This window comes from Isoptericola sp. NPDC058082 (assembly GCF_042885055.1).
Lineage (GTDB): Bacteria > Actinomycetota > Actinomycetes > Actinomycetales > Cellulomonadaceae > Isoptericola.
The window spans coordinates 64860-86475 of the sequence record NZ_JBHVSQ010000013.1 but is presented as its reverse complement, the minus strand read 5'-3'; the positions used below and the strand labels follow the sequence as shown (position 1 = coordinate 86475).

23 protein-coding genes are annotated in these 21616 nt (G+C 74.7%); 12 read left to right on the top strand and 11 right to left on the bottom strand.

What is annotated here, in order from left to right:
- Positions 1 to 8 precede the first annotated feature (8 nt).
- A complete protein-coding gene (locus ACFVS0_RS16610; RefSeq protein ID WP_430588571.1) occupies positions 9 to 1163 on the bottom strand; it encodes a cytochrome P450 in 1155 nt (384 codons plus the stop codon).
- A 131-nt stretch (positions 1164 to 1294) separates the two neighbouring features.
- On the opposite strand from ACFVS0_RS16610, the gene ACFVS0_RS16605 reads away from it, so the two are divergent.
- Positions 1295 to 2020: an ABC transporter ATP-binding protein gene (locus ACFVS0_RS16605; RefSeq protein ID WP_430585937.1), complete on the top strand. Its 726-nt coding sequence runs from the start codon at positions 1295 to 1297 to the stop codon at positions 2018 to 2020.
- A complete protein-coding gene (locus tag ACFVS0_RS16600; protein ID WP_430588570.1) occupies positions 2017 to 3426 on the top strand; it encodes an FtsX-like permease family protein in 1410 nt (469 codons plus the stop codon). Before ACFVS0_RS16605 ends, ACFVS0_RS16600 begins: the two co-directional genes overlap by 4 nt.
- 9 nt (positions 3427 to 3435) lie before the next feature.
- On the opposite strand, the gene ACFVS0_RS16595 is transcribed toward ACFVS0_RS16600, so the two are convergent.
- Positions 3436 to 3747, bottom strand: a complete 312-nt coding sequence (locus ACFVS0_RS16595) for a DUF3467 domain-containing protein (RefSeq protein ID WP_430552441.1) — start codon at positions 3745 to 3747, stop codon at positions 3436 to 3438.
- Positions 3729 to 4964: a benzoate/H(+) symporter BenE family transporter gene (locus ACFVS0_RS16590; RefSeq protein WP_430552440.1), complete on the bottom strand. Its 1236-nt coding sequence runs from the start codon at positions 4962 to 4964 to the stop codon at positions 3729 to 3731. Before ACFVS0_RS16590 ends, ACFVS0_RS16595 begins: the two co-directional genes overlap by 19 nt.
- 58 nt (positions 4965 to 5022) lie before the next feature.
- Between ACFVS0_RS16590 and ACFVS0_RS16585 the strand changes: the two genes are divergently transcribed.
- The 3 genes from ACFVS0_RS16585 (at position 5023) to ACFVS0_RS16575 (ending at position 7548) form a co-directional block, all read left to right on the top strand.
- Entirely contained in the window at positions 5023 to 5562 is a 540-nt protein-coding gene (locus ACFVS0_RS16585) for a helix-turn-helix domain-containing protein (RefSeq protein WP_430564000.1), read from the top strand.
- Between the two features lie 90 nt (positions 5563 to 5652).
- Positions 5653 to 6786 (top strand): mandelate racemase/muconate lactonizing enzyme family protein, encoded by a 1134-nt coding sequence (locus ACFVS0_RS16580; RefSeq protein ID WP_430588569.1) that lies wholly within the window; start codon positions 5653 to 5655, stop codon positions 6784 to 6786.
- A gap of 51 nt (positions 6787 to 6837) precedes the next feature.
- Positions 6838 to 7548, top strand: a complete 711-nt coding sequence (locus tag ACFVS0_RS16575; protein WP_430563998.1) for a FadR/GntR family transcriptional regulator — start codon at positions 6838 to 6840, stop codon at positions 7546 to 7548.
- Between the two features lie 8 nt (positions 7549 to 7556).
- Here the strand turns inward: ACFVS0_RS16575 and ACFVS0_RS16570 are convergent, their stop codons facing one another.
- The gene (locus ACFVS0_RS16570; protein ID WP_430563997.1) at positions 7557 to 8090 is read right to left on the bottom strand and encodes a GNAT family N-acetyltransferase; all 534 of its coding nucleotides are present in this window, start codon (positions 8088 to 8090) and stop codon (positions 7557 to 7559) included.
- Between the two features lie 47 nt (positions 8091 to 8137).
- Here ACFVS0_RS16570 and ACFVS0_RS16565 point away from each other — a divergent pair, with 47 nt between their 5' ends.
- Entirely contained in the window at positions 8138 to 8713 is a 576-nt protein-coding gene (locus ACFVS0_RS16565; RefSeq protein WP_430552435.1) for a helix-turn-helix domain-containing protein, read from the top strand.
- A 6-nt stretch (positions 8714 to 8719) separates the two neighbouring features.
- Here the strand turns inward: ACFVS0_RS16565 and ACFVS0_RS16560 are convergent, their stop codons facing one another.
- The 4 genes from ACFVS0_RS16560 to ACFVS0_RS16545 are packed head-to-tail and all read right to left on the bottom strand — an operon-like array spanning position 8720 to position 12225.
- Positions 8720 to 9115: a universal stress protein gene (locus ACFVS0_RS16560; RefSeq protein WP_430552434.1), complete on the bottom strand. Its 396-nt coding sequence runs from the start codon at positions 9113 to 9115 to the stop codon at positions 8720 to 8722.
- Positions 9112 to 10614 (bottom strand): tripartite tricarboxylate transporter permease, encoded by a 1503-nt coding sequence (locus ACFVS0_RS16555; RefSeq protein WP_430552452.1) that lies wholly within the window; start codon positions 10612 to 10614, stop codon positions 9112 to 9114. The genes ACFVS0_RS16560 and ACFVS0_RS16555 overlap by 4 nt, the downstream gene beginning before the upstream one ends.
- Positions 10615 to 10664: 50 nt before the next feature.
- Entirely contained in the window at positions 10665 to 11189 is a 525-nt protein-coding gene (locus ACFVS0_RS16550) for a tripartite tricarboxylate transporter TctB family protein (RefSeq protein WP_430563996.1), read from the bottom strand.
- Between the two features lie 28 nt (positions 11190 to 11217).
- Positions 11218 to 12225, bottom strand: coding sequence for a tripartite tricarboxylate transporter substrate binding protein (locus ACFVS0_RS16545; RefSeq protein ID WP_430552432.1), 1008 nt, complete (start codon positions 12223 to 12225; stop codon positions 11218 to 11220).
- A 149-nt stretch (positions 12226 to 12374) separates the two neighbouring features.
- Between ACFVS0_RS16545 and ACFVS0_RS16540 the strand changes: the two genes are divergently transcribed.
- The 4 genes from ACFVS0_RS16540 (at position 12375) to ACFVS0_RS16525 (ending at position 17353) form a co-directional block, all read left to right on the top strand.
- Positions 12375 to 13268: a LysR family transcriptional regulator gene (locus ACFVS0_RS16540; protein WP_430552431.1), complete on the top strand. Its 894-nt coding sequence runs from the start codon at positions 12375 to 12377 to the stop codon at positions 13266 to 13268.
- 131 nt (positions 13269 to 13399) lie between these two features.
- Positions 13400 to 14344 carry a 5-dehydro-4-deoxyglucarate dehydratase gene (locus ACFVS0_RS16535; RefSeq protein ID WP_430588568.1) on the top strand — a complete coding sequence of 315 codons (945 nt, stop codon included), beginning with the start codon at positions 13400 to 13402 and terminating at the stop codon, positions 14342 to 14344.
- A 61-nt stretch (positions 14345 to 14405) separates the two neighbouring features.
- Positions 14406 to 16031, top strand: coding sequence for an aldehyde dehydrogenase (NADP(+)) (locus ACFVS0_RS16530; protein WP_430588567.1), 1626 nt, complete (start codon positions 14406 to 14408; stop codon positions 16029 to 16031).
- A gap of 53 nt (positions 16032 to 16084) precedes the next feature.
- Complete coding sequence (locus tag ACFVS0_RS16525) at positions 16085 to 17353, top strand: enolase C-terminal domain-like protein (protein WP_430564010.1); 1269 nt, start codon at positions 16085 to 16087, stop codon at positions 17351 to 17353.
- 10 nt (positions 17354 to 17363) lie between these two features.
- On the opposite strand, the gene ACFVS0_RS16520 is transcribed toward ACFVS0_RS16525, so the two are convergent.
- Together ACFVS0_RS16520 and ACFVS0_RS16515 are read right to left on the bottom strand one after the other, a co-directional pair.
- Positions 17364 to 18542, bottom strand: a complete 1179-nt coding sequence (locus ACFVS0_RS16520) for a PrsW family intramembrane metalloprotease (protein ID WP_430588566.1) — start codon at positions 18540 to 18542, stop codon at positions 17364 to 17366.
- Complete coding sequence (locus ACFVS0_RS16515; protein WP_430563992.1) at positions 18539 to 19189, bottom strand: hypothetical protein; 651 nt, start codon at positions 19187 to 19189, stop codon at positions 18539 to 18541. The genes ACFVS0_RS16520 and ACFVS0_RS16515 overlap by 4 nt, the downstream gene beginning before the upstream one ends.
- A gap of 249 nt (positions 19190 to 19438) precedes the next feature.
- On the opposite strand from ACFVS0_RS16515, the gene ACFVS0_RS16510 reads away from it, so the two are divergent.
- Positions 19439 to 19777 (top strand): hypothetical protein, encoded by a 339-nt coding sequence (locus ACFVS0_RS16510; protein ID WP_430552426.1) that lies wholly within the window; start codon positions 19439 to 19441, stop codon positions 19775 to 19777.
- Between the two features lie 89 nt (positions 19778 to 19866).
- Here the strand turns inward: ACFVS0_RS16510 and ACFVS0_RS16505 are convergent, their stop codons facing one another.
- Entirely contained in the window at positions 19867 to 20121 is a 255-nt protein-coding gene (locus ACFVS0_RS16505; protein ID WP_430588565.1) for a hypothetical protein, read from the bottom strand.
- 238 nt (positions 20122 to 20359) lie between these two features.
- Here ACFVS0_RS16505 and ACFVS0_RS16500 point away from each other — a divergent pair, with 238 nt between their 5' ends.
- Positions 20360 to 21580 carry an oxygenase MpaB family protein gene (locus ACFVS0_RS16500; protein WP_430588564.1) on the top strand — a complete coding sequence of 407 codons (1221 nt, stop codon included), beginning with the start codon at positions 20360 to 20362 and terminating at the stop codon, positions 21578 to 21580.
- Positions 21581 to 21616: the final 36 nt, after the last annotated feature.

The following is a 21616-nucleotide window of genomic DNA, read 5'->3' as shown; positions in this document are numbered from 1 at the left end:
CGCCGAGCCTATTTCAGGACGACGGGGACCCGCGCCCAGCCGCCGACGGGCGGCGCCTCGCGCACCGGTGCCTCGTCGTCGGCGGGCAGGATCCGTTCGGTGCCGGCCAGCAGCTCGGAGACCGCGACGCGCAGCTCCATCAGGGTGAGCGCCCTGCCGGGGCAGACGTGCGGCCCGACGCCGAACACGAGGTTCGCGGCGGCGTTCTCCTCGGGGCGGAACGCGTCCGGGTCGCCGAAGACCTCCGGGTCGCGGTTCGCGGCCGTCCAGCTCAGCAGCACCCGGTCGCCGGCCGGGACGGTGCGGCCGCCGATCTCCACGTCGCGGGTGGCGCGCCGCCGGTTCGACACGAACGGGTCGTCGATGCGCAGCACCTCCTCGATGGCGGCCTCGATCGCGGCGTGCTCGCCGCGAGCGACGCGCTCGCGGGTGACGTCCTGCCGGTCGGGGTGGGTGGCGAGCCGGTGCACGACCACCCCGAGGCACGCCGCCAGGGACCCCAGGTCGCCGGCCGTCCAGTTCCGCAGGATCGAGACGACCTCGGCGTCCGTGAGCGGGCGGCCGTCGACCGTCTCGTGCAGCAGCCTCGTGGTGACGTCGTCGGGCGCGGCGTCCCTGGCCTCGCGCCGCTCGCGCACCAGCGACCCCACGAGCTCGTCGAACCGCGCGGCGACGGCCGCCGTGCGCGTCAGGTCGCCGGAGCGGGTGGCGTCGTGGTTGTCCGCCATCCACGCGACGAGCGCCCCCTCCAGCTCGGCCGGCCAGCCGAGCCACGTCGTCTGGGTGCGCACCGCGAACGGGGCGCCGAGGTCCGCGATGGCGCCGACCGTGCGCCCGCGCGGCAGCGCGGCGACGATCGCCGCCGCGTGCGCGCGGCACTGCTCCTCCTGCTCGGCGACGGCGGCGTCCGTGAGGTAGCGGTCGACGACGGCCCGGTACGCCGCGTGCTCCGCGCCGTCGAGCGAATTGGGGATCGCCCGGTGCCGGCCGGCCGCGCTGGAGAACGTCTCCGGGTCGGTCGCGGCGGCGACCACGTCCGCGTGCCGCAGCAGCGTCCACGTGCCGAGCCCGTCGTGGTCCACGGGGCACACCCCGCGGCGGGCGTCGAGGTGGGCGCGCAGATCGGCGGGGCCCGTGGCCCCCGCGTGGGCGTCGGTCGTCATGGCCCCACCGTAGGGGCGGGCGTCTCGTGGTTCTCCCCGAGCCGTGTCATACCGCAGGGGGACCCCCGCCGGCGCGGAATCCGCTCGTGGTCCGACGCGGCGGGCCCGCCGACGCGGGCACCTTGGGTGTCATGACACCTCTGCTGAGCGCGCGTGGACTGACGATGCAGTACCCCGGCGGGGTCACGCCCGCCCTGGACGCCGTGGACCTCGACATCGCCGCCGGCGAGTCGGTGGCGATCATGGGCGCGTCCGGCTCCGGCAAGACGACGCTGCTGCACTGCCTCGCGGGCATCCTGCGTCCCACGGCCGGGTCGGTCACCTTCGCGTCGGGGCAGGGGCCGGTGCGCGTCGAGTCGCTCGACGACGCGGCCCGGTCGCGGCTGCGGCGCGAGGAGCTCGGCTTCGTGTTCCAGCAGGGCCTGCTGCTCGACGAGCTGACCGCGCTCGAGAACGTCGCCGTGGCCCGGATGCTCGGCGGGGTGCCGCGCGGGCAGGCCGAGGCGGAGGCCGCGCAGTGGCTGCAGTACCTGGGCCTCGCCGGGCTCGAGCAGCGGCGGCTCGGCGAGCTGTCCGGCGGGCAGGCGCAGCGCGTCGCGATCGCTCGTGCCCAGGTCACGGGTGCCCGGCTGATCTTCGCCGACGAGCCCACCGGCGCCCTGGACTCCGCCACGTCCGTCGAGGTGCTGGACCTGCTGCTCTCCGCCACCACGCAGGGCCGCACGCTCGTCGTCGTCACGCACGACGCCGACGTCGCGCGCCGCTGCGCCCGCACCGTCGTCCTGCGCGACGGCCGCGTGGTCTCGGACACCGCCGCCCCCGCGGCGGCCGCCGACGCCGCCGAGGTGTCGCGATGACCGCCACCGCCCCGGCGCCCGCGCCGTCCGCCGTCCCGGGCGCGCGCCCCGCGGGCGCGCTCGCCACCGCCGTCCACCTCGCCCCGCTGTTCCGGCGGCGGCGCGACGACGACCGCCTGGCCACCGCCCTGCCCGTGGCGAGCTTCGCCGTGGTCACCGCCCTGCTGCTCGTGGTGCTGGGCGGCGCGCAGGCCTTCTTCGGCTGGGACGACGACCTGGCCTCCACCTACGAGACGCTCGCCGTCATCGCCGTGGTGCTGCTGCTCGTGCCCCTCGCCACGGTGGGCGCGTCCGCCGCGCGCCTCGCCGCCCGACGGCGCGACGAGCGGCTCGCGTCCCTGCGCCTGCTCGGCGCGACCACCGGCACGATCACGGCGCTCACGGTGCTCGAGGCGGCCGTGACGGCGCTGGTCGGGGCCGTCCTCGGCGTCGTGCTCTACGCGGTCCTCGCGCCGCTCGTGGGCCTGCTGCACTTCCGCGGCGAGGCGCTGGGCGCCCAGATGTGGGTGCCGTGGTGGTGGCTGCCGCTCGCGGTGCTCGGCGTCGCGCTGCTCGCCGCCGCGAGCGCCGTCGTCGGGCTGCGTGCCGTCGTCGTGACGCCGCTGGGCGTGCGCACACGCCAGCGCCCGGGCACCGCGCACTGGGTCCGGGTCGTGATCGCCGTCGGCGTGCTCGTCGTCGGGCTCGGCCTCATGCAGGTGCTGGGGGTGCTCGGGGAGATGGGCGGCATCGTCGCGATCGTCGGCACGCTCGCGGCGATCTTCGGCGGCATGCTGCTCGCCCTCGACGCCCTGGGCCCGTGGTTCGTGCGTGTGCGGGCGCGACGCCAGGCGCGCAAGGCGCAGACGGTGCCGCGGCTGCTGGCCGCGCGCATGGTGCTCGAGGACCCGAAGGCTGCCTGGCGGCAGGTGAGCGGCGTCGCGATGACCAGCTTCGTCGGCGTCTTCGGCGCCGTGGGCCTCGCGATGGCGGACATGACCTCGACCGAGGGCATGGACGCCGACGAGCGGTGGCTCATGCAGGACGTCTCGACCGGCGTCCTCGTCACCGTGGCGGTCTCGTTCCTCATGGTCGCCTGCTCGGTGGGCATCAACCAGGCCGCCTCGACCCTCGACCGCGCGGCGGTGCACGTCTCGCTCGACCGCCTCGGCGTGCCGCGGGACGTGATGAGCGAGGCCTCCCGCCGCGCCGTGATGTCGGCGCTGTGGATGGTGGCCGGCGGGTCGGCGCTGTGCGCCGCCGTGCTGCTCTTCCCCCTGGTCGGGATGGCGATCTTCGTCCAGCCCGTCGCGATCGTCACCGCGCTGGCCGTGTTCGCGCTCGGGTTCCTCGCCGTCCGCGGCGCGGCGGCGCTCAGCGCCCGCCTCGTGCCGGGGATCCTCGCCCGGCCCGAGCGCGCGCTCTGACGCCGCCGGTCAGCCGGCGGAGCCGTCGGTCTTCTTTCCCGTCTCGCGCTCCCACGCGTCGAGCTGCTGGGTGAGGGCCCGCGCCAGCTCGAACACCTGCTGCGGGGGGATGCGCACGCGCGAGACCACCCGCCCCGGCACCACGCGGCCGGTGACCGCTCCTGTGTCGGGGTCGGTCACCGGCTGCGGCGGCTTCGTGGCCGCGACGAAGTCGATGACGAACGACGTCGACGTGTGCCACAGCGACGCGAAGTCCGCCGGGACGCCTCCCTCCAGCTCGGTGGGGACGTCGATCTTGAACTTCACCTCGTTGCTCGCCATGGCCACCACTGTCGCGCTCCTGCGCCCCCACCGCCAGCAGCCCGGCGGTGGGCACGGCGTGCCGGCCGCGCGGTCAGGAGCGCCCACACCGCCAGCCCCACGACGAGGGCCCAGAAGGCAGACCCGACGCCGAGCAGGACGAGGGGGCTCGCCGCCGTGAGGAACGTGGCCGTCGCGGCGACCCGGTGCTGCTCGTCGCGGAGGGCGGCGGACAGGGCGGAGCCGAAGGTGGCGAGCAGCGCGAGGCCGGCGACCGTCTCGAACACCCCCGCCGGGGCCGCCGCGACGAGCGCCGTGACCAGCGGCGACAGGACGGCGAGCACCAGGTAGGCCCAGCCGGCGCTCTGCGTCGCCACCCAGCGGCGCCGGGGGTCGGGGTGCGCCTCGGCCGACGCCGGGAGCGCCGCGGTGATGGCGGCGAGATTGACCGCGTGGCCGCCGGCGAACGCGCCCACCACCGTGCCGGCGCCCGTGACCAGCAGCGTCTCCCGCCACGGCACGGTGTAGCCGAAGGAGGCGAGGACGCTGACCCCCGGGACGTTCTGCGACGCCATCGTCACGACGTACAGCGGGAGGGCGATCCCCACGATCGCGGGCAGCGTGAGCGCGGGCGCCGTCAGGGCGAGGCCCGGCGGCCGCAGCGCGAGCGTCCCGTCCCCCGCGGCGACCGTCCCCAGGACGACGGCGACGGAGAGCACGAACGCCGCCGGGGTGGCCCACCGCGGCGCCAGGCGGGCGAGGAGGAGCCACAGCACGATCACGGGCGCGACGAGCAGCGGCGCGGCCGTGACGGCGACCAGCGGCTGCAGGCACAAGGAGAGCAGCACCCCCGCGAGCATGGCCTGGGCCACGGGCACGGGGATGGCCGCGACGAGCCGGCCGAGCGCGGGCCAGGCCGCGGTGAGCCCGATCAGGGCGCCGCACACCACGAACGCCCCGACGGCGGCGGGCCAGCCGCCGGCGACCCCGCCCGCGCCCACCAGGACGGCGGCGCCGGGGGTGGACCACGCCAGCGTCAGGGGCGCGCGGTGACGGCGGCTGAGCCAGATCATCCCGAGCCCCTGGACGACGCACAGGGCGAGGAGGCCGGACGCCGCCTGTTCCGAGGTGGCCCCCACCGCCCCCAGGCCCGCGACCACGACCGCGAACGAGCTGGTGAAGCCGACCAGGGCGGCGACGATCCCGACGCCGACGGGCTGCGCGAGCGAGCGTTCCACGAACGGAACGGTAGGCCCCGTCGGCCGCGTTCCGCAAACAGAACGCTAGGGTGGCCTCGTGCGATCTGCCGAGCTCTCCGCGCTCATCGGCGAGCGCCTCACCGCCGCCCGTGCCGTCCGAGGGCTCTCCCTCGGCGCCCTCGCCCGCGCCGCCGGGATCGGCAAGGGCTCGCTGTCGGAGATCGAGGCCGGGTCGCGCAACCCGAACCTCGCCACGCTCTACGCCCTCGCCGGCGCCCTCGACGTCCCGATGTCGTGGCTGCTCGCGGAGCAGGCGGGCGCCGAGGTGTCCTCCCCCGGCATCCGCACCCGGCTGCTGGCGGCGACGCAGGCGGACGACGCCACCGTGGAGGTCTACGCCCTGCGGCTCGACCCGGGCACCATGCACCGCTCGGAGGCGCACGGCGCCCATGTCACCGAGCACCTGCTGGTCACGCGGGGCCGGGCCGAGGTCGGGCCGCTCGACGCGCCGGCCGAGCTCGCGACCGGCGAGTCGCTGCGGTGGCGCGCGGACTCCCGGCACGGGTACCGCGCCCTCGACGACGCGCCCGCGGAAGCCGTGCTCACCATGTGGTGGCGCCCGATCGACGCAAGGTAGTCATACAGGTTCACGACTTGTATGCTCACCTGACGCCGGGGACGAGCCCGGCCCGGCCGCGACGGCGGCCCGCAGACGCGAGGGAGCGCCATGCCCTACCAGCCCGACGCCATCCGGTCCGTGCAGCTCTCGACGCTCACGCTGCCGCTGGCCACCGCCATCTCCGACGCCAAGGTGTTCACCGGGCGGCAGAAGCCCATGACCGAGGTCGTGTTCCTCGTCGCCGAGATCACCACCGAGCAGGGCCACGCGGGCCTCGGCTTCTCGTACTCCAAACGCGCGGGCGGGCCGGCCCAGTACGCGCACGCCAAGGAGGTCGCCCATGCGGCGATCGGCGAGGACCCCAACGACATCGCCAAGCTGTACACGAAGCTGCTGTGGGCCGGCGCCTCCGTGGGCCGCTCCGGCGTCGCGACGCAAGCGCTCGCCGCGGTCGACATCGCCCTGTACGACCTCAAGGCCAAGCGCGCCGGCCTGCCGCTGGCCAAGCTGCTCGGCGCGCACCGGGACTCCGTGCGCACCTACAACACCTCCGGCGGCTTCCTGCACGCGAGCATCGACGAGGTGAAGGACCGGGCGTCGCGGTCGCTGGCCGAGGGCATCGGCGGCATCAAGATCAAGGTCGGCCTGCCGGACACCCGCACCGACCTGGCCCGCGTCGAGGCGGTGCGCGAGCACCTCGGCGCCGACGTCCCGCTCATGGTCGACGCCAACCAGCAGTGGGACCGCACCACCGCGCTGCGCATGGGCCGCCGGCTCGAGCCCTACGACCTGGTGTGGATCGAGGAGCCCCTGGACGCCTACGACGCCGAGGGCCACGCGGCCCTCGCCGCCGCCCTGGACACGCCGGTCGCGACCGGCGAGATGCTCGCGTCGGTGGCCGAGCACGAGCGCCTCATCGCCGCCCGGGCCTGCGACATCATCCAGCCCGACGCCCCGCGCGTCGGCGGGATCACGCAGTTCCTGCGGCTGCTCACCCTCGCGGACCAGGCCGGGCTGGACCTCGCGCCGCACTTCGCGATGGAGATCCACCTGCACCTGGCGGCCACGTACCCGCGCGAGCCGTGGGTGGAGCACTTCGACTGGCTCGACCCGCTGTTCGAGGAGCGCCTGGAGACGAAGGACGGCCGGATGCTCGTGCCGGACCGTCCCGGGCTCGGCGTCACCCTCACGGAGCAGGCGCGGGCCTGGACCACGGACAGCGTGCTGGTCGGGTCGCGTTGAGCGCCGGCCGGGGCGCAACGCCCGGGGTGCGGCGGATGGAAGCATGAGCCCATGCCCCCTACCCTGAGCGGCGCGCTCGTCGCCGCGCTGCGGGCGCGGATCGTCGACGGCGGCATCGCCCCCGGCGAGAAGCTGCCCAGCGAGACCGCGCTCGCCGCCGAGCACCAGGTCAGCCGCACCGTCGTGCGCGAGGCGATCGCCCGCCTGAACCTCGAGGGCCTGGTCCACACCCGGCGCGGCAGCGGCAGCTACGCGCTGGCGCCGCCGGCCGGGGAGGGCGACGACGTGCCCCTCGCGCGCTCGCTCGAGGACCGGCTCGACCTGGTCGACTTCCGCCTGGGCGTCGAGACGCAGGCGGCCGCCCTCGCCGCGGAGCGCCGGTCGGACGCCCACCTCGACGCGCTCGCCGCCCGCCTGCGGGACCTCGACGGCGCCCAGGGGCACCCGGCGACGGCGATGCAGCACGACTTCGCGTTCCACCGGCTCGTCGCGGAGGCGGCGCAGAACCGGTACCTCCTGGAGGCGCTGGACCGGCTCGGCCCCCAGATGATCGCGATGCCGCGCGGCCGCCTGGGCTCGCCCGCCACGCCTCCCCCGGGCACGGAGGACGGCACGCCGCGGCGGTTCGCGACCGTCACGCAGGAGCACCAGGCGATCCTCGACGCCCTGGCCGCCCGGGACCCGCTCGCCGCCGCGGCGGCGATGCGCGTGCACCTGGCCGGCTCCCGGCGCCGGCTGCTGGCGGAGTCGGGCGGCCGCTGACCGGCGGCTCAGCCCGCCTGCGCGCCGGCGCTCTCGGGCGCGCGCCCCGCACCGCCCAGCGGCAGGGCGAGGATCGCCAGGTCCAGCCACCGGCCGAACTTCGTGCCGACCTCGGGCAAGCGCCCGACGTGCGCGAACCCGAGCGACTCGTGCAGCCGGACCGACGCGGCGTTGCCCGCCTCGATGTCGGCGAGCATGACGTGGTGCCCGGCGGCACGGGCGCGGGCGACGAGCTCGACCAGCAGCGCCCGGCCCAGCCCACGGCCCTGGTACCCCTCGGCCACGTAGACCGAGTCCTCCACCGTGTGGCGGTAGCCGAACTTCGCGCGCCACTGCGCGTAGGTGGCGTACCCGGCGACCGCGCCGTCGTCGTCGGCCACGAGGATCGGGTTCCCCGCGGCCGCCTGGGCGCCGAACCACCGCTCCCGCTCCGCGCGCGGCACCTCGTCGTCCGTCCAGATCGCGGTCGACGTGCGGATGGCCGCGTTGTGGATCTCCAGGAGGGCATCGAGGTCGGCGTGGACGGCGTCGCGCAGGATCATGCGCATATAGTAGCCATCATGTTCACTATCGTATTCGCGGGTGGCGCGTGACCGACGACCTCGGCGCCGCCCTCGCCCACACCCTGCAGGCCGCCCGGGCCGACCGCGGGCTGAGCGTCGCCGCGCTCGCCGAGGCGTCGGGCGTCTCGCGCGCGATGATCTCCCGCATCGAGCGCGAGGACGCCCAGCCCACCGCCGCGCTGCTCGGCCGGCTCGCGGCGGCGCTCGGCATGACGCTGTCCGAGCTCGTGGCCCGCGCCGAGGGCGACACGAGGCGGCTGGCCCGCCGGGCGGAGCAGCCGACGTGGACCGACGCGGGGACGGGGTACGTCCGGCGCGCGGTGTCCCCGCCGGCGAGCGCCGCGCTGGAGCTCGTGGAGGTCGAGCTCCCGCCGGGCGCCGAGGTGACCTACCCCGCCGAGTCGTACCGGTTCGTCGACCAGCAGATCTGGGTGCTCGACGGCGCGCTGCGGTTCGTCGAGGGCGAGCAGGTGCACGACCTCGGCCCCGGCGACTGCCTCCAGCTCGGCGCCCCGGCCGACTGCACCTTCGTCAACGCGACGCGGTCGTCGTGCCGCTACCTCGTCGTCCTCGACAAGCTCGCGGCCCCGCGCCCGCGGTGAGCACGGCTACGACGCCGGCTTGACCGCCAGCACGGGGTGCTCGGCCTGCAGCAGGATCCGCTGCGCGACGGAGCCCATGATGAACTTCCCCACCGGGCTGCGACGCCGCAGCCCGATGACGATGAGGGTCGCGTCGTGCCGCTCGGCGAGCTCGAGGATCTCGTCGCTGAAGTCGTCCCGGTGCGTGCCGCGCACCACCCGGGCGGCGACGCCGGCATCGGACGCCGCGGCGAGCACCCGGTCGAGGTCGTCGTCCGTCGCGACCGTCGTCTCGACGAGCGACCCCTCGCGCGCGGAGTTCACGACGAGCAGGTCCTCGCCCCGCAGCCGGGCCTCGGTGATGGCCGCCGTGGCGGCGGCCTCCCCCACCGGGGTGGGGACGTATCCCACGACGATGCTCATACGGATGCTTCCTCTCGGTCGGGGGTCGGCGCCTGCGCGGGCCGACGGCGACGGGCGGACTGCACGAGGGGCCAGACCGCGACGACGACGAACAGGGCGAGCAGCACGGCGGAGATGGGCCGGGAGACGAACCCGGAGGGGTCGCCGCCGAACATCAGCAGCGAGCGCCGCACGCTCTCCTCCAGCAGGGAGCCGAGCACGAAGGCCAGCACCAGCGGGCCGGGCTCGAAGCCGAACTTCTTCATGAGGTAACCGACGGCGCCGAAGACGACGACGAGCAGCACGTCGAAGGCGGAGTTGTTGATCGTGTACGCGCCGATCATCGTGATGAGGGCGGTGATCGGGGCGAGGATCGCGGCCCGCACCCGCAGGATGCGCACGAAGACGCCCACCAGCGGGATCGACATGATCAGCAGCAGGATGTTGCCGACGTACATCGAGTTCACGACGCCCCAGAACAGCTCGGGGTGCTGATCGACGAGCTGCGGGCCGGGCGTGATGCCCTGGATGAGCAGGGCGCCGAACATCAGCGCCATCGTGGCGTTGGCGGGGATGCCGAGGGTGAGCAGCGGGATGAACGAGCTGGTGGCGGCGGCGTTGTTCGCCGTCTCCGGCCCGGCGACGCCCTCGATGGCGCCCTTGCCGAAGCGCGACGGGTCCTTGGCCCGCTTCTTCTCGGCCGCGTAGGCGGCCATCGACGCGATGGTCGCGCCGCCGCCCGGCAGGATGCCGAGGAAGAAGCCCAGCACGGACCCGCGGGTCACGGCGCCGGAGGACTCGCGCAGGTCGGCGCGCGACGGCCAGACGTTCGTCACCTTGCCCGGGGCGTGCACGGCCCGGTGTCGCTCCTCGAGGTTGTAGAGGATCTCCCCGAGCCCGAAGAGGCCCATCGCGACGGGCACGAAGTCGATCCCGTCGGCGAGGTCGAGGCTGCCGAAGGTGAACCGCTCGGTGCCGGTGAACGCGTCGCGGCCCACGGTCGCGAGCAGCAGCCCGATCGCCGCCGCGACGAGGGCCTTGACCCGCGCGCCGGACGCGATCGTCGAGACGAGCAGGATGCCGAGCAGCGCGAGGGCCGCGTACTCGGGCGGCCCGAAGTCGAGGGCGAAGCTCGCGACGACCGGCGCCAGGAAGGTGAGCCCGACGATGGCGACGGTGCCGCCGACGAACGACCCGATGGCGGCGATGCCCAGAGCGGTGCCGGCCTTCCCCTGCCGCGCCAGCGCGTGCCCGTCGAGCACGGTGACCACCGAGCTCGCCTCGCCGGGCAGCCGCAGCAGCACGGAGGTGATGGTGCCGCCGTACTGGGCGCCGTAGAAGATGCCGGCGAGCATGATGATCGCGGTGACGGGCTCGATCCCGTAGGTGAGCGGCAGCAGGATCGCGATCGTCGCGGCCGGGCCGAGGCCGGGCAGCACGCCGATGAGCATCCCGATGAGCACCCCGACGAGGCAGTACAGCAGGTTCGTGGGCTCCAGCACGACCTCGAACCCGGCCATGACGTTCTGCAGGTTGTCCACGTGACGTCTCCTTCAGACGGTCGGGCGGGTCAGAACAGGTGCGGCACGTTGGTGCCGAGCGCGGCCACGAACACGAGGTACAGCGCGACGACGGCGCCCAGCGAGCACACGACCGACGTGCGCCACGACTCGCCGCCGAGGAACCGCATCCACACGAGGCTGAGCAGCAGGGACGGGATCTCGAAGCCGATCACGGGCAGCAGCGCGACGAGGCCGAGCAGCGTCGCGAGCCCGACCAGCGGCATCCACGAGTGGCGCGTGAACCGCTCGCCGTCGCCGCCGGCCCGGCCCACGACGAGCTGCGCCAGCGCGAGCACGACGAGCGCCACGCTCACGACCAGCGGCCACATGCCCGAGCCGGGCTGGGCGGGCGTGCCCACCCCGAGGGCGAGCGCGACCACCACCCCGCCGACGCCGACCGCGAGGGTGACGAGGCCCGCGCCGAGGTTGGCGACCGGGCCGGCCGGGGGCGGGCCGTCGTCGTGCACCTCGGGCTCGGCGGCGGGCTCGGCGGCGACGGCGGGCTCAGGGTTCGGGGGGTGCGGCGCGGTCATCATCGGTCTCCTCCGGCGGGCTCGCCGCTCACTCGGCGAGCGAGATGTCGTACTCCGCGGTCAGGTCCTGGTACTTCTCGGCGAGCGCCGTCCACTCCTCGACGACCTCCTCGCCGCTGATCTCGTGCGGCGTGAGCAGGTTGTTCTCGTTGAACGACGTGTACGCGTCCTCGGCCACGGCGGCGTCCACGGACTCCACGAGCCGCGCCTTGACGTCCTCCGGCAGCCCCTTGGGCGCGGCCAGCGCCCGGTACTGCGACACGGGCACGTCGTAGCCCTCCTCGACGGCGGTGGGCACGTCGGGCAGGAACTGGTTGCGCTCGGCGGAGAACGCGAGCAGCGGCACCACGTTCCCGGCGTCGAGCTGCGGCTTGGCCTCGCCGAGCTGGATGGTCGCGACCTGCACCTGGTCGCCGACGACGGCGGTGAGGGCGGGCGAGCCGGAGTCGAACGGCACGCTCGTCCCCTCGATCTCGGCCTGGGCGAAGAGCACCGCCTGGGCGAGCTGCGAGCCCGTGCCGACGCCCGTCGTGCCGTAGGTGACCTTGCCGGACGCCGCCTGGAGGTCGTCCAGGCTCTCGAAGCCCGACTTCTTGCTCGCGACCAGCACGTAGTCGTCCTGCGAGAGCCCCTTGAGGACGTCGACGTCGTCGAGCGAGACGGCCTCGTCCTCCGAGACCGCGAGCGGCGTGATGGTGATGAGCGACGCGTTGAGCAGCACGAGGTTCGAGCCGTCGGCCGGCTTGCCCGCCACCTCCTGCGTGGCGACGGCGCCGTTCGCGCCGGCCCGGTTCACGACGGGCACCGAGACGCCGAGGTCGGTGGCCATGCCGTCCGCGAGCGCCCGGGCGATCAGGTCGGTGGAGCCGCCGGCGTCCTGCCCGACGGTGAGGGTCACGGGGCGGGAGGGGAAGTCCGACGACCCCCCGGCGCCGCCCGATCCCCCGGCGACGTTGCCGCCGCAGGCGGCGAGGGTGAGCGCGGCGACCGCGGCGGTGGCACCGGCGACGGCACGGCGGTGGGCAAGTCTCATCACAGCTCTCCTCGTTGAGATCTCGATCGAGCGGCGCGAGCGTCGTCGCCGCGTCAAGTCCGGTCGGGCGACGACTCTAGGGAGCCATACGATGCCTGTCTAAGCCTCAATCTGCATGGCTTGATCCAATGAAGGCATCAAGGAGACCCGGGATGAGCACCGCGTACACCCTCGACCAGGTCCGCTGCTTCGTGGCCGTGGCGGAGGAGCTGCACTTCGGCCGCGCCGCCGAGCGCCTGAGCATGACGCAGCCCCCGCTGAGCCGGCAGGTGCAGAAGCTCGAGCACGCCGTCGGCGTGGCGCTGCTGGAGCGGGACAACCGGCACGTGGAGCTCACCACCGCCGGCGCGGTCTTCCTCGTCGAGGCGCGCCGGCTGCTGACGTCTGCCGACGCCGCGCCCGCCCTCGCCCGCCGGATCGCAGCGGGCCGCGCGGGCGTGCTGCGGCTCGGGTTCACCGCGGCGACGGGCTTCAGCCTGCTCGGCACGCTGGTGCAGGAGATCGCCGAGGTCATGCCCGACGTCGACCTCGACCTGCAGGAGCTGGTGACGGTCGAGCAGCTCGAGGCCATCCGGCGCGGGGAGCTCGACCTCGCCCTGGGCCGCCCGCCCTTCGACGACCCGCGGCTCGACTCGCACCTGCTCCTGTCGGAGGACCTCGTCCTGGTGGTGCCCGAGGGACATCCCCTCGCGACGCTGCGCAGGCCGGTCGGGACGGCGGACCTGCGCGACGTCCCGCTCATCGGCCACCACCCGACGAAGGCGCGGTACTTCTACGACATGGTCGTGCGGTACGTGGACGTGGAGCACGCGAACGTGGTGCACGTCGTGAGCCAGATCCTCACCATGTGCTCGCTGGTCGGCGCCGGGCGCGGCGTCGCCTTCGTGCCCGAGTCCGCCCGGCTGCTCGGCCTGACCGGCGTCCGCTTCTGCGACCTGGCCGACGTGCCGCACGCCGTCGTCGAGCTGCACGCCCTCTGGGACCGGGGCTCCAAGAACCCCGCGCTGCACGAGCTCGTGCGCCACCTCCGCGCGGTGCACGACTGATCCGCACCCAGGAAGTCGATACCCGCACGGCATGAACCGATGCCATTCCGGGCTTGGACAGGCATCATGAACGCTTCTTAGGTTGTCCGACGAACTGTCACCGCCGACGTCTGTCACCAGGAGGGGCCATCGTGGCCACGTACTCACCCTCGGAGCTCGCCGCCACCCTCAAGGAGGGCCTGCTCTCGTTCCCCGTCACCCCGTTCACCGCGGACGGCGAGGTCGACGACGCCCGGTACGCCGAGCACATCGCGTGGCAGACGAGCTTCGGGATCGGCGGGCTCTTCGCCGCCGGGGGCACGGGCGAGGGCTTCAGCCTCACGCCGGCCGAGACCGCGCGCGTGGTGGCGCTCGCCGTCGAGGCCGCCGACGGTGCCACCCCCGTGCTCGGCAGCGCCGCCGGCAACACGGCCCAGGCTGTCGAGAACGCACGGGCGGCCGAGGAGGCGGGCGCCGAGGGCGTCCTGCTGCTGCCCCCGTACCTCACCGACTGCGACCAGGACGGCCTGCTCGAGCACGCCTCCGCGGTGTGCGCCGCGACGAGCGTCGGCGTCATCGTCTACAACCGCGCCAACGCCGTGTACTCCGCGCAGACGGTCGCCCGGCTGGCCGAGCGGCACCCGAACTTCATCGGCTTCAAGGACGCCCTCGGCGACATCGAGCAGCTCACGCGCGTGGTCGCCACCAACGGCGACCGTCTCTTCTACCTCGGCGGCCTGCCCACCGCGGAGACGTTCGCGCTGCCGCTGCTTCAGCTCGGCATGAGCACCTACTCCTCGGCGATGTACAACTTCGTGCCCGAGTTCGCGCTCGAGTTCTACCGCGACGTGCGGAACCTCGACCGCGCCGCCGTCACCGAGAAGCTCACCCGGTTCGTGCTGCCCTACCTCGACATCCGCGACCGGGCCAAGGGGTACGGCGTCTCGATCGTCAAGGGCGGTCTGCGGGCCGTCGGGCGCGACCTCGGCGGCGTCCGGCCCCCGCTGCAGGACCTCACCGAGCGCGACGTCGACGACCTGCGCGCCCTCGTCGACGCCGCCGGCGTCCGCCCGGCCGACGTCGCCCTCACCCGCTGACCCGAGGACCGGCCACCCGCACCCACCCGCGCACCGACCTGCGCACCCAGGAGGGAACCCCATGACCGTCACCGCCGTCCTCGCCGGGCACTCGATCGTCGCCGGAGAGCCGCTGGTCGGCGCCGCCGGCACGGCCGTCGCCCACGACCCCGCCACCGACGAGGCGCTCGAGCCCGCCTACTCGCTCCTTTCCGTCGACCAGCTCGCGCACGCCACGGCCGCCGCGGAGGAGGCCTTCGCGTCCTTCTCCGCGCTGGCCCCCGAGCCGCACGCCCGCTTCCTCGAGCGCGTCGCCGCGAACCTCGAGGCCGCCGGGACCGCGATCGTCGCGCGGGCGATGCGGGAGACCGGCCTGCCCGAGGCCCGGCTGACGGGCGAGCTCGCCCGCACCACGGGACAGCTGCGCCTGTTCGCCGCCGTCGTGCGGCAGGGCGACCACCGCGGCGTCCGCGTCGACCCCGCCCTGCCCGACCGCACCCCGCTCCCCCGCGCGGACCTCCGCCAGCGCAAGGTGCCCGTCGGCCCCGTCGCCGTGTTCGGCGCCAGCAACTTCCCGCTCGCGTTCTCGGTGGCCGGCGGCGACACCGCCTCGGCGCTGGCCGCCGGCTGCCCCGTGGTCGTCAAGGCGCACGGCGCGCACCCGGGCACCGGCGAGCTGGTGGGCCGCGCCGTGGCCGACGCCGTCGCCGCCGAGGGTCTGCACCCCGGCGTCTTCTCCCTCGTCTACGGCCCCGGCGCGCGCGTCGGGCAGGCGCTGGTGGGCGACCCGGTGATCCAGGCGGTCGGGTTCACCGGCTCCCGCTCCGGCGGGCTCGCGCTGGTGGCCGCGGCCGCCGCCCGCCGCGTGCCGATCCCGGTGTTCGCGGAGATGAGCTCGATCAACCCGGTGATCGTGCTGCCGGGCGCCCTGGACCCGGACGACGGGGGCGACGCCGACGCGCTCGCCGCGCCGTACCTGGCGTCGGTGACCGGGTCGTCCGGCCAGCTGTGCACCGCCCCGGGGATCGTGCTCGTGCCGCGCTCGGCGCACGGCGACGCGTTCGTCGACGCCGTCCGCCGCACCGCCGAGGCCACCACCGGGCAGACCATGCTCACCGCCGACATCGCCCGGGCGTGGCACGACGGCGTGGACGCCCTCGCCGCGCAGGACGGCGTCGCCCTCGCCGGCACCGGGACGCCCGGCGCCGCGCGCAACGCGCCCGCGCCGTCGGTCTTCGTCGCCGACGTCGCCACCTTCCTCGCCAACCCGGTGCTGGAGGAGGAGATCTTCGGCGCCGCCTCGCTCGTGGTGCGCTACGCCGACGACGACGAGCTCCTCGCCGCCGTGGGCCGCCTCGAGGGGCAGCTCACCGCCACGCTGCACCTCAGGGAGTCCGACCGCGCCACGGCCGCCCGCCTGCTGCCCGCGCTGGAGCGCAAGGCCGGCCGCATCCTGGCCAACGGCTGGCCGACCGGCGTCGAGGTGGGCCACGCGATGGTGCACGGCGGCCCCTTCCCCGCGACGTCGGACGGGCGCACGACGTCCGTCGGGACGCTGGCGATCGAGCGGTTCCTGCGGCCCGTCGCCTACCAGGACCTGCCCGAGTACCTGCTGCCCGAGCCGGTGCGGCCGGACAACCCGTGGCGCCTCACCCGGCGCGTGGACGGCGTGCTCCGGCCCGCGGCCGGCGCGGAGGGTGCCCGGTGAGCGCCCCGACCGTCGCCCGCGTGCGGGTCGTGCCCGTCGCGGGGCACGACTCCATGCTGCTCAACCTCTCCGGCGCGCACGCGCCGTTCTTCACCCGCAACGTCGTGCTCGTCGAGGACTCCGAGGGCCGCACCGGGCTCGGCGAGGTGCCGGGCGGGGAGAAGATCCGCGCGACGGTCGAGGAGGCCGCGGCCCTCGTCGTCGGGCAGCCCGTCGCGCGGTTCCGGTCCGTGCTGCGGGGCGTCGCGGCCCGGTTCGCCGGCCGGGACGCGGGCGGGCGCGGCAACCAGACGTTCGACCTGCGCACCACCGTGCACGCCGTGACCGGGCTCGAGTCCGCGCTGCTCGACCTGCACGGGCAGGCCCTCGGCGTCCCGGTGGCTGAGCTGCTCGGCGAGGGGCAGCAGCGCGACGCCGTCCCGATGCTCGGCTACCTGTTCTACGTCGGCGACCCGGACGCCACCGACCTGCCCTACCTGCGCGAGCCCGACGGCCCGGACGCCTGGTCCCGGCTGCGCCGCGAGGCCGCCATGGCCCCCGACGCCGTCGTCCGCCTCGCCGAGGCCGCGCGGGAGCGGTACGGCTTCCGCGACTTCAAGCTCAAGGGCGGGGTGCAGGCCGGCGACGCCGAGGTCGACGCCGTCGTCGCGCTCAAGGAACGCTTCCCCGACGCCCGGATCACGCTCGACCCGAACGGCGGCTGGCTCCTGGACGACGCCGTCCGGCTCGGACGACGGATGCGGGGCGTCGTCGCCTACGCCGAGGACCCGTGCGGCGCCGAGGGGCGGTTCTCCGGCCGCGAGGTGATGGCCGAGTTCCGCCGCGCCACCGGGCTGCCGACGGCGACCAACATGATCGCCACCGACTGGCGCGAGCTCGGGCACGCGATCCGGTCGGACGCCGTCGACATCCCGCTCGCCGACCCGCACTTCTGGACGATGGCGGGCTCCGTGCGCGTCGCGCAGCTGTGCCACGAGCTCGGCCTCACCTGGGGCTCGCACTCCAACAACCACTTCGACGTCTCGCTCGCCATGTTCACGCACGTGGGCGCCGCCGCCCCCGGCGAGATCACCGCGCTCGACACGCACTGGATCTGGCAGGACGGCCAGGGGCTCACCCGCCGCCCGCTCGAGATCTCGGGCGGCGAGATCCGGGTGCCGACCGCGCCCGGCCTCGGCGTCGAGCTCGACCCCGACCGCCTCGCCGAGGCGCACGCGCTGTACCTCGAGCACGGGCTGGGCTCGCGGGACGACGCCGTCGCGATGCGGTACCTCGTGCCGGGCTGGGAGTTCGACCCGAAGCGCCCCTGCCTCGTGCGGTGAGGTCCCGGCGTCACGGTTCCGGGTGCGGCGCCCCGTCGTCCGCCCGGAACCGGCCGAGCTCCGCCCGGGCGAAGGCCACGCGCTCGGTCTCGCGCCCCTGGGCCGCGCCCAGCGCGTCCGCGAGGTCCTTGGCCGCCTCCAGGCGGTGCCCCCGGCGGCGACGGTCGCGGAGGCCGCCGCCGCGGCGGAACGCGCGCCGCTGCTTCCAGGCGCCCGCGAGCGCGTCGGCCTCCTCCGGGGTGAGGGTGCCGTCCTCGACCTCGGGCGCCATCAGGTCCCGCATGGCCGCCCGCTCCGGGCCGACCGTCACGTGGAAGACGACCAGCACGACCGCGATCGCGACGACGACCTGCACCGCCAGGATCACCGGGATGAGCGGGCCCCCGCCCGCCAGCGCCGCGGTGCTGTCCCACGCCCAGTGCAGCGCCATCGCGACGAGGCAGAACAGCAGCCCGCGCCCGACGCGCCGACGCTGCGCGACCGTGCCCACGAGGTAGACCACCCCGGCGCCGAAGATCGCGGAGTACAGGATGTGCGACGTGAACCCGGTGGCGAGGCGCAGCACCACGGTGTTCAGGCTGGAGCCGACCGGGTCGACCCCGAACCCCTCCGGCGCGGAGTTCAGCGCGTACAGGATGTCCTCGAGGATCTCGAAGCCGAGGCCCACGAACGCGCCGACGACGAAGCCGTCGAACGCGGTGCGCAGCACGCGCGGCGCGATGAACAGGAGCAGCAGGACCCCGGCGCCCTTGCCCCACTCCTCCATGAGCGGCGCCGCCAGGCCCGCCCCCCAGTCCACGGCGAACGCCGGGCCGCCCAGCTTGGCGTAGAGGCTCAGGAGGGCTGCGTTCCCGTGCAGCGCGATCGCCCAGGTGGCGGCGAACCCGCCCCAGAGGAAGGCGGCGACCCGCAGGTCCAGCGGCTGGCGGGAGTACCGGTCGATGTGGGTGGTGAACCACCAGAACAGCACCGCGTACGCGGCGAAGATCGCCGCCGAGATGCTCAGCGGCTCGCCGTAGGCGGGACCCTGGCTGCGCACCTGGGAGACGGCGAACCAGAGGCCGTACGCGATCACGGCCACGAACACCCACAGGCACGCGTTGCGCGGCTGGACCCACGAGACGCGTCGGCCCCAGCCGACCTCGTCGACGACCTGGGCCCGCCGGTCGAGCAGCTCCGTGCGGGTCATGACGCCTCCACCGAGGTGACGGGACGGATCGAGCGGATCATGCCCACGACGTCGGACTCGAGCTCCGCGTCGTCGGTCTCGTGGGGACCGGTGAGGACCACCTCCACGCCGGTGCCGTCGAAGACGTACGCCGCGACAAGCCCCGTCCCGCCGGTGAACGTGAACCGGCCGGCGACCCCTCGCTCGCCCTGGGCGGTCCGGAACGTCTCCACCTGGCCCATGTCGATGGTGGCGCCGTCGCTCAGCCGCTCGTTGTTCTTCTGCAGCTGCGCCATCAGCTCGGCGGGCGTCCCGTCGAACGTGTCGGAGACGACGGAGAACGTGAAGCCGTCCTTCGACACCTGGGCCGTGTTCGGGAAGCCGCCGGACTCCGGGGGCTCGGACGCGAGCACGCCCGAGTCGATGCTCCACCCGGCGGCGGGGTCGAACTCGACGCCGTCGACCCGGATGACGTCGCCCGCCTTCGCGGGGTCGTCCACCGGGACGCTCCGGTCGAGGGCCGGCAGCCCCCACATCGCCACCGCGACCAGCACGACCACGATCGCCGCGGGCAGCAGCGTCACGCGGTCCATCCCCAGCCAGCGGCGCTCCACCGGCACCCAGTCCGGCGGCACGCTCTGCTGCTCCGGCGCGACTCCCGCTCCCATGGCCCTCCCCCGGACGCGACGGGCGCACGCGTCGGCGTCGCCCGGCAGCGCGGAGATCGCGCGGCTGTACGGAAGATCGCACGACCCGGGAGGATGCGCGCGGCGAGGACGCACTTCGCCCCGGTTCGTCCGTCGAGGCGGGGGCGCGGCACGCGGCGCCGGGAGCAGCGGTATCAGACGGTCCGTGCGGCCGTCGTTCCATGCAGGGGCCGGTTCTCCCGACCCGACGCACCACCGAGGAGACGCCCGATGTCCGCCATCGACGCATCCGTCACCGCCCCGACGGCGGCTGCCCCGACCTCCGCCGCACCCGTCCCGGCTCCCGCCCCTGCCGTGGCCGAGCCGCCGGTGGTCACGGGCGCCACCGGGCACGCCACCGTGTCACCGCGGCTACGCACCTACGCGTACGTCGTCGCGCTCGTCGTCGGCGCGCTCGCCACTGCCGCGTCCACCATCACCGCCGCCGTGGCGCCCGGGTCCGCGCAGACCGTGACCGCCGTCGGCGGCGCCGTCGCGGGCCTGTTCGCCACCATCTCCGGTGGCCTCGGCACCGCCTACCGCCCGACGTCGTCGCGCGGCACGTCCTGACCGCCGGGCCCCGGGCACGACCGCGCCCCGCGCCACGACCCCCCTGCGTCGTGCCGCCCGTCGCGTCGATCAGGCCGCGGACGCCCTCCTCAGCCGTCGTCGCACTCGGGGCACTGCGCGGAGAGCTCCTCCAGCGCGTCCTCGTGCCCCCGGCACGGGAGGTGCCACCCGGTGTTGGCGATGATCGTGTGGCTGACGGATCTGCTGGAGACCGACTCAGCGCCCGACTCCGCGCCCGACTCCGCGCCCGACTCCGCGCCCGACTCCGCATGGACCACCGCCGCCGCGATCCCCTGACCGCACACCAGGCACCTGGTCGACGCCACGTACTTCACCGTGGCCATGCCCCCACCGTGGCTCCGCGCCACGATGCACGCATCCCGGTCGGCCTGACCACACCTGCCCGCCGGGTGGCGGCCCCGCATCGCGTCCTCCGGTTGCCCGCGGCCGCGGTCTGAGCTTAAGTTAATCGCGATTCACGCTGGGGTGGATCGGAGACCACATCACGAGGGCTCGGACGGCGCCGCGGGACAGGGGGGCGAGACAGGCGGCGTCGACGATCCGCGGACGAAGGGGTTCGACGTGGGCGAGATCAGCAGACGGAGTCTTCTCAGGGCAGGCGGGACGATCGGGGCGCTCGGTGCGCTCGCCGGTGCGGCCCCCGCGCACGCATGGACGTGGTCGTCGTCCGGGTCGGTCGCCGGCACGGGCACCGGCCGCGACCCGCGCGAGGTGTGGGACGACCTGGCCGACCCGGTGCTCGCGAACCTGCTCGACACGGGCGGGGTGCCCGCGGTGAACGCGGCGCTCGCCTCCTGGACCACCAACGGCCAGGCGCTCCCGGCCGGGCTTCCCGCCGACGTCGAGGCGCTCGTCACGCGGGCGCGCGAGCTGCCCTCGTGGGTCGACCACTCGCGGCTCGACAAGGCGTTCACCTTCACGACGAAGCGGGGCCTCTACCTCGGTGTGCTGTACGGGATGAACAGCGGCATGATGAGCGCCGCGATCCCGCGCGAGGCCCGGGCCGTCTGGTACTCGAAGGGCGGCGCCGACCTCACCGACCGCATCGCCAAGACCGCGAAGCTCGGCTACGACATCGGCGCCCACCACGCCTACCGGCCCGACGGGAAGATGATCGTCACCTGCGTGAAGACCCGCCTGGTCCACGCGGCGGTGCGCCACCTGCTGCCGCAGTCGCCGCACTGGTCCGCCGTCGCCGACGAGCGGGTGCCGATCAGCCAGTTCGACATCATGGTCACCTGGCACAGCCTCGCCTCCTCCGTCTGGCAGAAGCTCGTGGAGTGGAGGGTGCCGATCTCCTCGGCGGAGGCCGACGCCTACCTGCACCTGTGGCAGGTGACGGGCCACATGCTCGGCGTGCTCGACGAGTACATCCCGTCGAGCTGGGACGAGGCGCTGGCGCAGCGCGAGCAGGTGCTCGTCCCGCTGCTCGCCAGGACCGACGAGGGCGTGCTCATCGCCGACAAGCTCGTCAAGCTGGGCGAGAACCTCGACTTCACGCTGGTCACCAAGCCCGCCTTCGAGGCCGTCACCCGGTACATGCTCGGCGACAGGGTGACCGACATGCTCGAGCTACCCCGCCGGCCCGTGCTCGACGCGACGATCTCGGCCGCCTGGATCCCGTTCGTGCGCGCCCGCGAGCTGGGGCTCCTCGTCCCCGGCTCGCCGGCCGTCTACTGGCTGTTCGACGAGCTCCTGCGCAAGGTCGCGCTGCTCTACCTCGAGCCCACGAAGCCGATCGACATCGACATCCCGACCATCAACAACCCGGACTACGACTAGCGGGTCACGACCCCGACCCTTCCCCCGACTCCGGCG